Genomic DNA, 15,069 nt, shown 5'->3' with positions numbered 1-15,069 from the left:
AAGAGTTTGATACAAGAATTACATGACTTAGTTACTAAAGCTTAAACTGTAAAGACAAAAAATAGAATTTAAATTGTTGATCAGTTGTCAAATCACTTACAATTTGCAAACAAATGACATTTCAGGTCCAATAATGAAAGAGATCAATGTTCAGGAAGTTTTTTTAGAAGCCGGGTATCAGATCAGCCCTGAAGCTGTAAAGCTGATAGTATCTCACAGTTCACCAAAGGACCTGGTTTGTTACATCCTTGAGCATATCGATGAGTCGGTCTTTGTTATTGAAATCGAACATATTGATCTTCCGTCCTTTGAATCTGAATATCCGACCAGCCAGAAAGCTGATTCCAGAACAACTTCAGAGGCTTCTTCACATCCTGGTTCACAGATTTTGCAGAATTCAGAGGTTACTTCGGTAGAAGCACCTGTAAATCCAGTAGTAGCGTCACCTTCACCTTCACCTTCATCTCCATCTGGATATGGAACTGACAGATCATTAAATACCGGCATTCATGCAAATTCTAATTCCAAGGGCAATGTTAATGGAAACAACATCAACATCATGTCCGATATCACGGACATGTCAACGTGTGTTGGCGAATATATGGAATTTGTTCAGTATTTCAGGAACAGGTATAGCAAGCTTAGTGATATGATCCGTGGAAGGATAACTGCCAGACCAATTGAGAGCCTTAACAGGAACCGCAAGCACGGAGGTGGCTTAAAGCGGAGCGGAGGCGGTGATTACAGTGAAGTTTCTATTATTGGAATGGTATCCGAGGTAAGAAGTACTGCAAATGGCCATAAGATGTTGCAGTTGGAAGATCCCACAGGTTCTTTTCTGGTGCTTGTGCATCAGGCGGAGAAAGATCTGTTCGAAGAGGCCAGCAAGATCATTCTGGACGAGGTTATCGGTATCACAGGTTCACTTACCAATGATGGCAGCCTTATTGTGGCAAAGAAGATAATCTTCCCGGACCTTCCGAATATCTCACACAGGAGGGAAGGTACCTGGGGCAAAGCGGTGTTCACATCTGATGTTCATATCGGAAGCTCGACTTTCCTTGAAGAAGAATGGTGCAGTTTCCTTGATTTTCTCAACGGAAAGTGTGACAATGACCAAATGAAAGAGCTTTCCAAAGATATCCGGTTCCTTGTGATAGCAGGCGATCTGGTCGATGGGATTGGAATTTTCCCGGGTCAGGAACATGAGCTGGACATTCTTGACATCTATGATCAGTATGCAAAGGCTGCTGAATACTTCAATCAGGTACCGGAACATATTCAGATAATAATATCACCTGGGAACCACGATGCAGTCCGTCAGGCAGAGCCACAGCCCCGTTTTCCGGAGCGCATAACTTCCCTTTTTGAGGACAGGATCACTTTTGTGGGAAATCCCGCATTGGTGGACCTTGATGGTGTTCAGGTACTGATGTATCATGGTCGTTCCATCGATGACCTGGTGGCATCGATTCCGGGAGTTTCCTATCAGGAGCCTGAAAAGGCTATGATAGAGATGTTAAAGCGCAGGCATCTTTCCCCTATATATGGAAGCAGGGTTTCCATTGCACCGGAAAAACAGGACCATTTTGTAATCGATCCAATACCCGATATCCTCCATTGTGGTCATGTGCATACCATAGGTATTGGAAGATACAAGAATGTCCTTGCGATAAATTCCGGTACATGGCAGTCACAGACAGAGTTCCAGAAGATGGTAAATCTGATGCCAACACCTGCGCAGGTTCCGATTGTGGACCTTTCAACTCTCAGGACAACCCTCTTGCACTTCTGAAATAGTACCTTATAGTTCTGGAATGAGCATCTTATGTTTTGAAACTAATGGCAAGTTTGTCTTGTTCGTGTTTCCATGGTAAAAGATGATCACTTCTTTTTCAAATCCGATTACTATATATAGTGCAACAGGAAAGTATGCACCAGATGTCCCTGAAAGAGAAGGAAGAACTTATGACAATTCCTGAAATACCTGACTTTGAGGCCTTGCTGAAAAAGCAGGGATATAGTCTCGCAGGTACCCATTCTGCTGTAAAGACCTGCCTGTGGCTTGGTCGTTCCATGAAAGGAGAAGGTGACTGTTATAAGTCCAGGTTCTATGGTATTACTTCGTATTGTTGTCTGCAGATGACACCTACTTTGAGGTGCAACCAGCGCTGTCTTTTTTGCTGGAGGCCTACAGAAGCGGAGGTATCTTTCCCGAAAGATTGGGATTCTCCAGTGGAAATAGTGGGGTCATCAATCAATGCACAGCGAAAATTAATATCCGGATTTGGTGGTTCTGCGCCAAGGGAGCGCTGGGAGGAAGCAAACCAGCCCAAACACGTTGCCATCTCACTTTCAGGGGAGCCGACCTTGTATCCGTATCTGCCTGAACTTGTGAAAGAGTACGAGAAACAGGGTTTTACCACTTTTGTTGTAAGCAACGGTACTGTTCCTGATATGATGGAAAGGATCGAACCTTCTCAATTATACATGAGCCTTGATGCTCCTGACAGGGAAACATATGAAAAGGTCTGCAATCCGAAATCCGCTGAACTATGGGACAATATAAACAGGTCCCTGGAAATACTTGGAAAGAAGAATAACCGCAAAGCAATACGCATAACCCTTGTAAAGGGTATGAACATGATCGATCCGGCAGGTTATGCACGTCTTATTGAGATAGCAGATCCGGATTACGTTGAGGTCAAGGCATATATGCACCTTGGTTTTTCCAGAGGTCGCCTTCCTCGTGAAGCGATGCCTTCACATGAGGAAGTTGTCAGCTTTGCAAAAGAACTTGCTGACCATCTTGGATATACCATTGCAGATGAAGTGGAAGTAAGCCGCATCGCATTGATTTCAAAGGACGGTAAAGTTAGCTATCTTGATCAAAGCTGAGTTTCTGGCTTCTGGCCAGTCACAATCTATATTTATATCCTTGTTTACATAGGGTACATCCATTTAGCTAATAGCATCCATGTTCTGTATGCAGAACATGATCATCAAGATGCTCAACGCATCTATAATCACAATTGATCCTTATTATGGAGTATTCCCACAATGGCTGACCAATCTTCACATCAAAAATATGAATTTAAAAAGAAACTGGAATCGTTAAGGAATAAGCGAGGTCGTGGTACTGAACTGATCTCTTTGTATATTCCCCCTGACAAACAGCTTTCAGATGTGGTTGCACAGCTCAAGACCGAGCACGGTCAGGCTTCCAACATCAAATCCAAGCTGACCAAGACAAATGTGCAGGGCGCCATAGAATCCATTATGTCCAGACTCAGGTATTTGACAGTCCCTGAGAACGGTATCGTCTATTTCACAGGCGCTGTTGATATCGGAGCCAACAAGACAAATATGGAGACAACTATCATTGAGCCTCCACAGCCTATTATTACATACAGGTATCACTGTGATTCTTCATTCTACCTTGATCCACTGGAGGAGATGTTAAGGGAAGCAAAGACCTATGGTCTGCTCGTCCTTGACAGGCGTGAGGCCTCAGTAGGGCTCCTGGTGGGCAAGCACATAGAACCATATCGTAACCTGACCTCAACCGTTCCTGGTAAACAAAGGAAAGGAGGACAGAGTGCCCACAGGTTCCAGCAGCTTCGACTTATTGCCATACACGATTTCTACAAGCGTATCGGTGATGCAGCAAGTGAGGTCTTCCTCACAGTTGACCAGAAGGACTTTGAAGGCGTGCTTGTTGGTGGTCCTTCACCAACAAAAGAGGAGTTCGAGTCCGGTCATTTCTTCCACCATGAAATAGAGAAGAAGATACTTGGGCTTTTCGATGTAGCATATACGGATGAGTCCGGTCTTTCAGAACTTGTGAACGCGGCAAGTGAAAGGCTTGAGGACCTTGATCTCATGGTAGAGAAGAAACTGATGCAGCAGTTCTTCAAGGAACTGGTATCGGATTCAGGCAAAGCGACCTATGGTGAGGACAACGTACGTGAGAACCTCCTGATAGGTGCTGTCGATATAATGCTCGTATCAGAAGACCTAAGAGCTGAGAGGGAGACCGTCAGGTGTACGTCTTGCGATTATGAGAAAAAGACCACCAGGGATTTCAAGCCTGGTGATTCGAAGACAAGTCTTGGTAACTGCCCGAAATGTGGTTCCTATCTTGAGGTAGTGGAGAAGGTCGATGTTGTGGATGAACTATCCGAAATGTGTGACCAGATGAGTACCACGGTAGAATTCATTTCCACTGATTTTGAAGAGGGTGCACAGCTTCTGAACGCTTTTGGTGGTATCGTTGCTATCTTGCGTTTCAACACAGGCATCTGAGGCTAATTAACAGGTGATCATTTTGTTCCTAAATTTTATACAGCAGGTTACATCCGTACTGAACGATGCTGTCCGTTCGGCAGGTTTTGAAGTGAACGATCCGGAGCTTGGTCCGTCCCAGCATGCAGACCTTTCATCAAGGGTCGCATTCAGGCTGGCCTCTGTTGCAAAACAGAGCCCAAAGGACGTTGCTGACAGGATCGCTTCTGAGGTAGTAATACCAGAGGGTTCCTATATCGGGAAGGTAGAGGCATTGGGTCCGTATCTGAATATCAGTGCCAGTCGCGATTTTATTGATGCTATCGTGTTCGGGATCAGGGAGAAAAAGGAGTCTTTCGGAGGCAATTTCTGTGAGGGCAGGATACTGCTTGAACACACTTCTGCTAATCCTAATGGTCCTCTTCATGTCGGACACATAAGAAATTCCATTATCGGAGATACCCTTGGACGTATCCTCAAACGTGCAGGATATGATGTCGAACTGCACTACTATGTAAATGACATGGGTCGACAGATAGCCATAGTTTCCTGGGCTCTTGAGCACTTCGAGTTCGATGAAAGTTCCAAGCCCGACCATGCTATTGCAAATGTTTACATAAAGGCGAACGCAGAGCTTGAGGCACACCCCGAAAAGGTTGCCGAGATAGACAGGCTCATGCAGCTTGTTGAGAGCGGTGATGAGGAGACGATCGAGCGTTTCGATAAGGCTGTAGGTCTTGCAGTTGCAGGTATCAAGGAAACCCTCGGAAAGATGAACGTCTCCCACGACGAGTTCCCGAAGGAATCAAGTTTCATCAGGTCCGGTGATGTTTCAAGGATAGTGGATGAGATCAAGGCTACAGGACGTACTGAGATCGACAATGGTGCGCTTGTTGTAGATCTTCTGGATTACGGATTTGAAAAGACGCTCGTTATACAGCGTTCTGATGGTACTTCACTTTATACAACACGTGACCTTGCATACCATGAATGGAAGGGAGAGCGTGCTGACAGGATCATCGATATCTTTGGAGCAGACCATAAACTTATCTCCGGTCAGCTCAAGGCCACGTTGAATGCCATAGGCAAAAAAGAACCTGAGTTCGTTATCTTTGAGTTCGTTTCATTGCCTGAAGGTTCAATGAGCACAAGGCGCGGCAAGTTCATAAGTGCCGACGAACTGTTCGACCAAGTCAAGGTCCGGGCACTGGAAGAAGTGGACAAGCGCCGCCCTGAGATGCCTGACGATTTCAAGAAACAGGTTGCTGACATGGTCGGTATCGGTGCTGTCAGGTACGATATCGTGAAGGTCTCCCCTGAGAAATCCACGGTCTTCGACTGGAAGGAAGCTCTGGATTTCGAGAAGCAGGGCGGTCCTTTCATACAGTACTCACATGCACGTTCCTGCAGTATCCTGCGAAAGGCAAAGGATGAAGGCCTGTGGGACAGTGAGGCAATTATTGCCCCTTCACTTCTTGTGGAAGATACTGAGATAGCTCTTATCAAGAAGATGGGAATGTTCGACAATGTTCTGGACCAGTGTGCAAAGGAACTAAAACCTCATATGCTTGCTATCTACGGAAGGGAACTTGCAGATGCATTCAACCAGTTCTATCGCTTCGTGTCCGTCCTCAATGCTGAGGAAGAGGATGTCCGTGCAAGCCGTCTGGCTCTTGTGGACTGTGCAAGGATAGTGCTTGCTAACACTCTGGACACCCTTGGAATGGGTGCACCGGAATCGATGTAAGTCAGGCATGAAAAACATATCAACACAGACCAGGGAGAATGGAATATGAAATTATACATGTACTTTCTCCTGTATCTTTTTTTAGTAAATGCTTATGCTTTCTGGCTGATGTACTCTGACAAAAGGAAAGCTATTAAGAACCAGTACAGGATACCGGAAAAGACCCTTTTCACCTGGGCATTGCTGGGTGGAAGCATAGGTTCCATAATGGGGATGCAGAAGTTCAGGCATAAGACCAGACATCCGAAATTCAGGATCGGGATGCCCCTGATATTTATTGTGGAAGGCTATCTTTTTCTGGAATATGCTTTACCGGCAATTTTTTGAGACCATTGAATAATGCAATTATCATGCGATGATAGTATCACCATCATATGATCATCGTGTGGCTATTATGTAGCTGCATCATTGATTTCAGATACCTATCTGAAAAACTAGTCTACAAAGCGTTTTATAAAAAAGGAGTTGATTACTCAATAATGAAGATACGGATCGAAACTCCCAAATTCAGCTTTTTCAAGTATCAGAAAGTGGATGATGAGTACAAAAGAGTCCTTTTTTCCCCGATACCTACAATATTCAACTATGGTTTCATTGAAGATACCTTAGGCGATGATGGGATGGAAGAGGATGCTATCGTACTCGGACCCCGGCTTCCTCAGGGCACCCTGGTAAAACTGACCAATGCCGGTGGTGTGGTCAGATTTGTGGATGATTCTGTTCAGGACGATAAGAAAGTATTCTATCTTGGAGACAGGTATTCTGAAAAATTGTTCGGCTTATATTTCAGGATGTATGCACTGTTCAAACGTTTCCGCTATCTGCTCTTTGAAAGAAGAATTGCGGAATGCAGGTTTGAAGGCATTGAACTGTTCGAGGAAAAGTGAGAACTGGCCATTTTGAACAAATAGTGTTCTGCAAAAAAGAGGTAAGGAAAAGGTCAACTTTTTCCAAAGAATCTTCTTTAATAGTGTCTATGCTTCAATTTAATTATCTTATGCTCAAAGGTAGTTGAGCTTAAAGGATGTTGATGGTCTGTATATTCTTGACCTTGTTACTGAAAGGTATTCCTTCCTGCTCCAGATGCTCTTTTATCGTGCCCTCAACGATCTTCACAAGCTCTTCTTTTTCCACATTTGTAACTGCTGAAAGGAACTTCACGCTGCAATCCTTTCCTTTTGTTTCAAAGAACTCGATATGAGGTATGCTTTCGGAAGATGTGATACTGGCTTTCATGAGGGTTCCGGGGTATTCCAGAGCCATTTTTATGTGACCTACGAAATCCGGATTGAGCTTTTTGACCTGCCCGCTGATGGAAGTTAAGACATCTGTTGCATACTTTTCTGCCTTTTGCTCTTCCAGTTCGCAGTCCTTGATGGTAAGTTCTCCGGAATAGGAACTGACCTCAGAGGCTTCAATAGAATTGATGGCTTCTCTTGATTCCCTTTCCCTGCTCTTGCCTGCCAGCAGGTCTATGAGCCTCTGGAACTTCTCATCGGCTTCCTTTGCAGAGAATTCGATAACTTCTGCTTCGGGGTTGATCTCCTCCAGGAAATTCCTGACCTCTGCAACCTTTTCTTCCTCTGCGATATCGACCTTGTTGATACAGAGGATCTCAGCATCTTCGATCTGTGTAAGGATGAACTTTGGTGTCTGCTTTATCTCAGTGTTGAACCTTGTTCCATCCACAATGTTAACGATCGGTGCAAAGCTTAAGTCATCTATCTTCATAAGACTGATATCTTCCTTGATCTGCCTTGGGAAGGCGATGCCTGTAGGCTCGATAATAATAACGTCAGGGTGGAAGTCATCTGAAAGTTTGGCAAGGGTGTATTCCATGCTGATCTTGAGAGTACAGCAGATACAGCCGCTTGTAAGTTCTTCAGTGACGATCCCGGTGCTTGAAAGTGTGTCACCGTCAAGTCCGATCTCACCTATCTCGTTCACGATTATCGCGATCTTGTGGCCTGTTTCGCTCAAATGCTTACCGAGCCTTAACAATGTGGTGGTCTTGCCACTTCCGAGAAAGCCGCCTATGATCATTATTTTCAATTATCTCACCAGTGGTAGAATGATATTATTTAAGAAAATTACTGTCTATTAAGCTTCTTTTCAACTTGGGAGTCTTTACATATAAAACTTGCAGGTTCGGCATTTAGTTCTTTTTTCCATACTCCCAAAGAAAATAATTCGCTAACATTATAAATGATACTCGCACATACGATAGTTATGAGTGACCTGATCTTTGATGACATTGGCAGTTATCCGCTACCTGAAGGCGTAACAAAGGAGTGGATGGAGAGTGCATTTTCGAAAAGGGATAGTGATGAGAAGCTTTTTTCTGTCATACGTTCGGCCTTTAGTCAGAAACTTGATGCTGGTGTGCAGGTAGCAACATATCCCCAGTTCCAGGACATGAACCAGCAGTTCCTGTCAATTATCAATGATCCGGAATGTGTGGAAGAGCCTTTCAAGGTCAAAGAGGACAGCGCACGTATTCTTGAGCTTGATGTTATAGAAGAAGCTGCTGCAGAATACAGGGATGAGACCGGTGAAAAACCGGATGTCCGTATCTGTGTGACCGGTCCGCTTGAACTTTATCTTAAGGACTTCGGGGGAACCCAGTACACAGACATCCTGAATCTGCTTGCAATAAGTATCGACCGTTTCATAAGCAATTCGATCAAGTCTGCAAAGAACTTCAACATTAGGACGGTGTCCATCGATGAGCCAAGTATTGGTATCAATCCACAGATCATGTTCGAGGATGCCGAACTGGTGGAAGCACTGAGCACTGCCACTTCCTATGCCGGCAAGCAGGATGTGGATGTGGAGATCCATCTGCACTCCCCGCTTCATTATAGGATAGCCTGTGATACACCGACCATTAATGTCATAGGTGTGGAGTCTGCAGCAAACCCTTCCTATCTTGATCTTATCGACAGGAAAGTTTTGGAAGATACTGATTCGTTCCTGCGTGTGGGTGTTGCGAGGACCGATATTTTCAACCTTGCGTCTGTACTCAACGAAAAGTACAACACCAATGTCTGGAAGGACACTCAGTATCTGTCGGAGATCGTAACGGAAATGGAAACTCCGGATGTCATCTCAAAGCGCCTTGAAAAAGCAGATTCCATATTCGGGGATCGCATTAAGTATGTTGGTCCTGATTGTGGTCTTGGTTCCTGGCCAACACAGGAGATCGCAGGACAATTGCTCAGGAATGTATCCGAAGGTATCGAAAAGTTCTCCAAATAAGATAATTCAGGTACTGAAAACACAACATATAGATCATATCAGGATCCTGCTGATCAACATATCCATCAGGTCGATCACATATCCTGCTATTGTCGGTGTCAATCGTATTTCTATATATGCAGCAACAAGGAGCATAAAGATCGCAATTGAAAATATTTTATACAGGTATCTGGATCTCAGATATGCTCTTGTGATATTCTCGATTATTCTAATGTCTTCTTTTAGATCCTCTTCTTTTTCAGCTTCGAATAAATGCCCTTTTATGATCTCTTCTGAGTGCACTCTTGCAAACCTGTATGCAATGGATGTTGCTATGAAAATTGCCGGCAGTTCAATGATACCATGAGGGAGTATTGAAGCAAGGTAATATATGAAAGCGAAGTCTGCTCCTAGAACAATACCAGCAAATCCTGCTGTTTGAATCCCCCACAGTATACCATTGAACACGAAAAATGCAAGGATAGTTCCTGCTATAAGGCCATTTAGGAACAATGTCATCACAGGAAATATGAGTGGGAGTACTGATGCTATTGCCCTGTAGTCCTCGCCTGTATAACCGCAATGTTTCCAGATAGAATTTGAGCTATCATTTTTCTCATCCACATCATATTTCTTTATATCAGGATAGATGTGCAGGGCGACCTTCTGTACAAATGAAAAAAAGGGTGAAGATAATTTTTCCATATTACAGGAGATCTTAGAATAGAACGGGTGCTGAGAGCGCAATAGTAATTCTTTGAATACTATTCTGTGACTGTATGTTATGGCTCCGGCACCGATAGATGTGACAAATATTGCTATTATGTTGAAGAAAAAAACAGAATATAGCGGACCGATATATCTGGCACCGAAGTCCACTTTTGAAGTAGCAGCTTCTGAGGTTGAAATAATTGCCTCGTTGACGACATCAACTTCTGAAGTAGCAGCCTGTGCTGTTGAGATCAGGACAGCACTTACCGATTCAGGCTGTGAAAAGAAGAAAGCAACTACGTAAACAGATATGCTGAATACAAAGGCCAGTATCGTAAATAGCGTGAACAGTTTCACTGACCATATTACATCTTTCCGTTTTATTTTGAATTGGCTGCTTTCTTCCTTTCTCATTATTGTTCGTTTTAGTGAACTATCTTTGAAATATCAAGCTCAAGGATGTCTTCAGCACCGAGGTCCTTGAGTTTTGGGATCAGGATATTCACTTCATTCTTGTTCACAACAGATTCTACGGCATAGTAATCAGAATTGTAAAGCTGGGAGACAGTTGGCCTTTTGAGTGATGGAAGTGCCTTGATCACAGAGTCCAGCTTGTCAGCAGGTACGTTCATGTCGATGAGTACTTTTCCACGTGCTTCGATAACCGCCAGAAGCAAGGTCTTGATCTCTTCTATCTCTTTCCTCTTGGCAGGATCGTCCCAGCTTTCCTTGTTAGCTATAAGCTTTGAAGAAGATTCCAGCATAACATCCACGATCTTCAGTCCGTTCTTACGGAGAGTGGATCCTGTTTCTGTGAGGTCGACCACGACATCCATAAGGTCAGGGACCTTTGCTTCGGTTGCACCGTATGAAAAGTGCAGATCGACCGGAATACCAAGGTCATCGAAGAACTTCTTTGTAATATTCGGATACTCGGTTGTAACCCTGCTTCCGGGCTTGATATCCTTGGCACTCTGGATATCGCTGTCCTGTGGAACAGCAATAACGATCTTTACAATACCGGCACCCTGCTTGCTGTAGGGCATATCGGCAACTTCTACCACATCTGAACTTGATTCCACTACCCAGTCACGTCCGGAGATACCGAGATCAAAATAGCCTTCCTCGATATATTTTGGGATCTCCTGTGGGCGCAGGATCTTTATTTTTTCTATCCTTGGATCATTGATCTTTGGGCTGTACTCCCTGGATGTCTTTTTTATCTCAAGGTCTGCCTGCTTGAACAATAGTAATGTCTGCTCTTCTAAACTGCCTTTTGGGATTGCTATATTGATCATTTTTGTCACTTGTTCGATTTGGACTATGGTTATTCAGAGTTATAATTTAGAGTAAAATGATATTTGTCTGAATAAACAGTTATTGTATTCTTAGTTCTTACTTATGTTTATCAGGATTTCACTTAACTTTAACTGTTCCACTTTTTATAATCTGTAAATGATAAATATAACTTTCATCGATGACTTAAAATATATCTCCATACAAATATATCTAAGAGATTCATGGTTTGTTATTAAAGAGAGGTTTAATATGAGGATACAATCTGGAATTGAAGGTTTCGATGAACTTGTTCAAGGTGGACTGGTTCCGGAACGTGTTTATCTTTTAAGTGGTCCCCCTGGAAGCGGAAAAACCACTTTTGGCATGCAATTCCTTGCACAGGGTGCTACTTTTGGGGATGTCGGTCTCTATGTTAGCCTGCTTGAAAGCCCCCAGAACATCATCAATGATATGTCCAATTACTCGTTGAACGTGGCGACCTTAATAAAGATGAAGAAGTTGCTTTTTGCAGATCTTGGTCCCAGAATGGAATACGGATACATGGATGACCTCCATGAAGTTATAACTTCAGATTATGATGTAAGCCACTCATCTGTAGAAGGTGAAGCTCCTTCCCCTGCAATGGTGTTCAAAGAGATCGCTGCTTATGTTCAGGAATACAATGTAAAAAGGCTTGTTATAGACTCTGTATCTGCTATCCGTTTTACGGCAAAGGACCGTGTTTCAGAAGAAAAGGAGATGGGAAGGTTCATCAGGAATCTGAAGCGCATTGGGTGCACTACTATACTACTTTCTGAGATGACAGATCCGACTGCATATTCAACAGAACAGTTTGCATCACATGGAGTAATGTTCCTTCACAACTTCCTCTATGGCAAGAAGATGACCCGTGCATTGCAGATCATAAAGATGCGTGGAACAAAGCATGATTGTAATATGATGCAGCTTGAGTTCACTGAGAAAGGACTGAAAGTATCTTCCTACCTTGAATAATGGCAGTGTGGAAATGGACCTGTCCAATAAAAATAAGGATAAGCCTACCCTTGCTGAACTGAAAAGGGCAGAAGTTGAAAAGAAAGCCTTTGAGCTTGGCTTTGAGGTGGGTTACCATAAGCACTCGGAGATCGGCTGGGTTAAAGAGAATTTTGTGAAGCTGGAAAGCCTCGCCAACAGTCTGGGCCTTGGAGATATTGTTTCCGACAAGTACATTCAGGGCAAAGGCGAAGGTGGCATTGCGAGGGAAAAAGGACTTAATATCGGTTCTGTAACATCTGCAATGAAAAAGGAAGGAGAGTACTCTTTATCGGAGGAACTGGCTTTCAAGAAGCCGAAGGAAGAGGCTCCCGAGGGATACAAAGATTATGCAGGAAATGATGCTATATTTGCTCCTGTGGGCCGTCCGAAGTTTCTTGAAAATCCTTCGTGTACTTCCCTGGCCAAAGCTGTTGAACGCCCTGCAAATCTTGATGGTTTCAAACCATTAATGCCAAAGAAATAAAATATAAAATGTGGGATATTGGGCTTTAAGCCTTGTAACCATATCCCGCGAATCTCTGTTTATCATCCAGATTACAGATGGTAAACCTGTCTGATTCATTGTAAGCCAGTAACTTCGATCCTAATAGTGTTACAATACATTCGGCGTCAGTTGTTGTTCTATCAACTTCTTCGCTATCTTTAACTATCTTTTCAACTCTCATCGGGGATGATTGAAGTCCGACGAAGATATGTGGAACATCTCCGATTGCAAAGCCTTTTGAGAATGGTGAAAACTGACATTTGAGTGTAAGGTCTTCGGTCACATCTTCCTTTTCCGAGAGTATGAAACCTCTCTCAATGTCCTTTGACTGGACGTTCTTGAGTGCAAGTCCCACCCGGGCACCTGCAGGTGCGCTCTTGGCATCCACATCATGCAGCTGTATCGAGCGTACTTCGATGGTTTTGTCTGTTGGGAACGCTACAAGTTTGTCCTTTGCGTTCAGGGTGCCCTGCATCACAATTCCAAGTACCACACAACCGATACCTGTTACATTGAAGGACTGGTCGATAACAACGCGTGTTGGCAGATCGTTCAGTTCCTCTTGCTCCTTTGCAACTATATCTCCTGTCTCGAATATCATTTCCTTCAATTCTTCCATTCCTTCAAATGAAATTGTGGATACGGAGATATATTCCCAGTTCTCAAGAGCAGTACCCGCTGTTACCTTCTTGAGTTTCTCCTTGAGCTCATCTAAAGCATAAGGGTAGCTTGTATCTGCCTTTGTAAGGACGATGATGCCGTGCTTGTATCCCAGGAGGTCAAGTGCGATGATACATTCGCCTGTATGTGCATCAAGGCCTTCAGGAGGTACGCACAAGAGGACAATGTCTGAAAGATTGAAGGCGGTAACCATGGGTTTGATAGAAGTTGGATACCCTACCGCATCTATGGTCGTCAGGACCCTGTCGTTCTTGGAAAAATCGTACATCGTAATGTCCGCTGTATTTCCTTTTTTCCCAAGTTTTGAAGCAAGGGTGGTTTTGCCGCTTTTTTCGCTTCCGATAATAGTTATTTTTGTCATATGTGATCACACTTTTAGTGTACAGAAATACCTTTTGTCATATATGCTTTTTTGAGATCACCAGAGTTCTCCTTTGAACATGGACAAGGTCTTATCATTAGTACTCTTGTTCAGCTTTTTTATCTTCACAAGGAATTCATCGCCGATCTTTTCCGGTTCATCGAACATTGTATCTATTCCCTGCCGCCGGAGGTATTCCTTGAACTTTGAAAGAGTATCAAGACTTCTAACCCGTATCTGTACTTCTTCAGATACTCTTTCACCTTTTCCTATCTCAGTAATGGAGTCTGCCATTGGACTAAGTATGCTCTCCCCAAGCTGAAGGCAGCGCTTTTTGAAATCTTCTTCGCTTTCTCCCCATTCAAAGGCTTGGAAACCTTCCCGCACCACCCTTGAAAAAAGATAGTCACGTCCAACATCATTATAGAACCTAAAAGCATGTCGCAGATCCGCACAATTGCTCTGTGAACAGGTGTATTTTATGGGCGGGATATTCATATCGGGGTCTTTGATCACAACACCTTCATGTTCAATTTTCCCGAGTTCTTTGATAATGGCACGTATCTTCGCAGGAGCCTCTTTTTTTGTAAATTCCCCGAAAAGCCTGACCTGTGTAAAACCATATTCTTCTGCCATCTTCCTTCTTTCATATACAGGCAGAGGTTCACCACTGTCCTTATGCCTGATATCGAAGACATAGAAGTCAAGGGAATCGATATCGTATATTTTCTTGGGCACATAAGGGTTATCGGGTCCGACCATTTCCCCGTGAAGGACTAGGTCCGGATGGTCATTAAAAAAATCAATATTCAGCAGGTACCTTGCTTTTTCGGTGGAATAGGGGCAGACATATCCGCCGCGTGTGATAGCGGTTATCTTTCCGTCCAGAGCTATGGCTCGTACATTAAAGCCATTCATCTTCTCTTCCACACAGACGGTATCAATATCGGAAAATTGGGAATTGATGGCAGGTTCAAGCAGCATGGCTCGCTTTATCTTTGGAAAACCCTTGATCAGCTCAAAACAGCCATCCTTCTGCTAGACAACAGTTCCACTTTCGATCTGTGAAAAAGTGGTTTCAAAACGAAAAAGATGCTGGTATTCTCCCCAGTTCTGCAAAAGCTCACGCTTATCCAGCAGTCTCTGAAGTCTGGAAATGGGTATGCCAAGATATTCTGCCACACCCTCTATGTCCAGTTCAATATCTTTACCAGCATCCCGTTGCATAGT

Annotated in this window: 15 protein-coding genes; 9 read left to right on the top strand and 6 right to left on the bottom strand. The window is 43.7% G+C overall.

Going from position 1 to position 15,069, the window contains the following annotated elements:
• The first annotated feature begins 133 nt into the window (after positions 1 to 133).
• The 6 genes from E7X56_RS09665 (at position 134) to E7X56_RS09640 (ending at position 6,918) form a co-directional block, all read left to right on the top strand.
• A complete protein-coding gene (locus E7X56_RS09665; protein WP_135606633.1) occupies positions 134 to 1,795 on the top strand; it encodes a DNA-directed DNA polymerase II small subunit in 1,662 nt (553 codons plus the stop codon).
• Between the two features lie 146 nt (positions 1,796 to 1,941).
• The gene (gene twy1, locus E7X56_RS09660; RefSeq protein ID WP_135606632.1) at positions 1,942 to 2,898 is read left to right on the top strand and encodes a 4-demethylwyosine synthase TYW1; all 957 of its coding nucleotides are present in this window, start codon (positions 1,942 to 1,944) and stop codon (positions 2,896 to 2,898) included.
• A gap of 162 nt (positions 2,899 to 3,060) precedes the next feature.
• Positions 3,061 to 4,305 carry a peptide chain release factor aRF-1 gene (gene prf1, locus E7X56_RS09655; protein WP_135606557.1) on the top strand — a complete coding sequence of 415 codons (1,245 nt, stop codon included), beginning with the start codon at positions 3,061 to 3,063 and terminating at the stop codon, positions 4,303 to 4,305.
• 22 nt (positions 4,306 to 4,327) lie between these two features.
• On the top strand, positions 4,328 to 6,031 hold the full coding sequence (gene argS, locus E7X56_RS09650) for an arginine--tRNA ligase (protein ID WP_135606556.1): 1,704 nt from the start codon (positions 4,328 to 4,330) through the stop codon (positions 6,029 to 6,031).
• Positions 6,032 to 6,076: 45 nt separating this feature from the next.
• Positions 6,077 to 6,358 carry a DUF1294 domain-containing protein gene (locus E7X56_RS09645; protein ID WP_135606555.1) on the top strand — a complete coding sequence of 94 codons (282 nt, stop codon included), beginning with the start codon at positions 6,077 to 6,079 and terminating at the stop codon, positions 6,356 to 6,358.
• 152 nt (positions 6,359 to 6,510) lie between these two features.
• Positions 6,511 to 6,918: an inorganic diphosphatase gene (locus E7X56_RS09640; RefSeq protein WP_135606554.1), complete on the top strand. Its 408-nt coding sequence runs from the start codon at positions 6,511 to 6,513 to the stop codon at positions 6,916 to 6,918.
• Between the two features lie 130 nt (positions 6,919 to 7,048).
• Here the strand turns inward: E7X56_RS09640 and E7X56_RS09635 are convergent, their stop codons facing one another.
• The gene (locus E7X56_RS09635; RefSeq protein WP_244603490.1) at positions 7,049 to 8,074 is read right to left on the bottom strand and encodes a GTP-binding protein; all 1,026 of its coding nucleotides are present in this window, start codon (positions 8,072 to 8,074) and stop codon (positions 7,049 to 7,051) included.
• A gap of 186 nt (positions 8,075 to 8,260) precedes the next feature.
• Between E7X56_RS09635 and E7X56_RS09630 the strand changes: the two genes are divergently transcribed.
• Entirely contained in the window at positions 8,261 to 9,289 is a 1,029-nt protein-coding gene (locus E7X56_RS09630; protein ID WP_135606552.1) for a methionine synthase, read from the top strand.
• Positions 9,290 to 9,322: 33 nt separating this feature from the next.
• On the opposite strand, the gene E7X56_RS09625 is transcribed toward E7X56_RS09630, so the two are convergent.
• On the bottom strand, positions 9,323 to 10,336 hold the full coding sequence (locus E7X56_RS09625) for a stage II sporulation protein M (RefSeq protein WP_167879509.1): 1,014 nt from the start codon (positions 10,334 to 10,336) through the stop codon (positions 9,323 to 9,325).
• Positions 10,337 to 10,404: 68 nt separating this feature from the next.
• On the bottom strand, positions 10,405 to 11,277 hold the full coding sequence (gene hisG / locus E7X56_RS09620) for an ATP phosphoribosyltransferase (RefSeq protein WP_135606550.1): 873 nt from the start codon (positions 11,275 to 11,277) through the stop codon (positions 10,405 to 10,407).
• 250 nt (positions 11,278 to 11,527) lie between these two features.
• Between hisG and E7X56_RS09615 the strand changes: the two genes are divergently transcribed.
• Positions 11,528 to 12,271: an ATPase domain-containing protein gene (locus E7X56_RS09615; protein ID WP_135606549.1), complete on the top strand. Its 744-nt coding sequence runs from the start codon at positions 11,528 to 11,530 to the stop codon at positions 12,269 to 12,271.
• Entirely contained in the window at positions 12,264 to 12,776 is a 513-nt protein-coding gene (locus tag E7X56_RS09610; RefSeq protein WP_135606548.1) for a hypothetical protein, read from the top strand. Before E7X56_RS09615 ends, E7X56_RS09610 begins: the two co-directional genes overlap by 8 nt.
• 25 nt (positions 12,777 to 12,801) lie before the next feature.
• On the opposite strand, the gene E7X56_RS09605 is transcribed toward E7X56_RS09610, so the two are convergent.
• The 3 genes from E7X56_RS09605 to E7X56_RS12360 are packed head-to-tail and all read right to left on the bottom strand — an operon-like array spanning position 12,802 to position 15,066.
• A complete protein-coding gene (locus tag E7X56_RS09605) occupies positions 12,802 to 13,839 on the bottom strand; it encodes an EF-Tu/IF-2/RF-3 family GTPase (protein WP_135606547.1) in 1,038 nt (345 codons plus the stop codon).
• A 57-nt stretch (positions 13,840 to 13,896) separates the two neighbouring features.
• Positions 13,897 to 14,853, bottom strand: a complete 957-nt coding sequence (locus E7X56_RS09600; protein ID WP_371413369.1) for an RNA ligase — start codon at positions 14,851 to 14,853, stop codon at positions 13,897 to 13,899.
• A gap of 24 nt (positions 14,854 to 14,877) precedes the next feature.
• Positions 14,878 to 15,066, bottom strand: coding sequence for a hypothetical protein (locus E7X56_RS12360; RefSeq protein WP_371413368.1), 189 nt, complete (start codon positions 15,064 to 15,066; stop codon positions 14,878 to 14,880).
• Positions 15,067 to 15,069: the final 3 nt, after the last annotated feature.

It is taken from the genome of Methanococcoides sp. NM1, assembly GCF_900774285.1.
Lineage (GTDB): Archaea > Halobacteriota > Methanosarcinia > Methanosarcinales > Methanosarcinaceae > Methanococcoides > Methanococcoides vulcani.
This window is presented reverse-complemented; position numbering and strand designations above follow the sequence as displayed.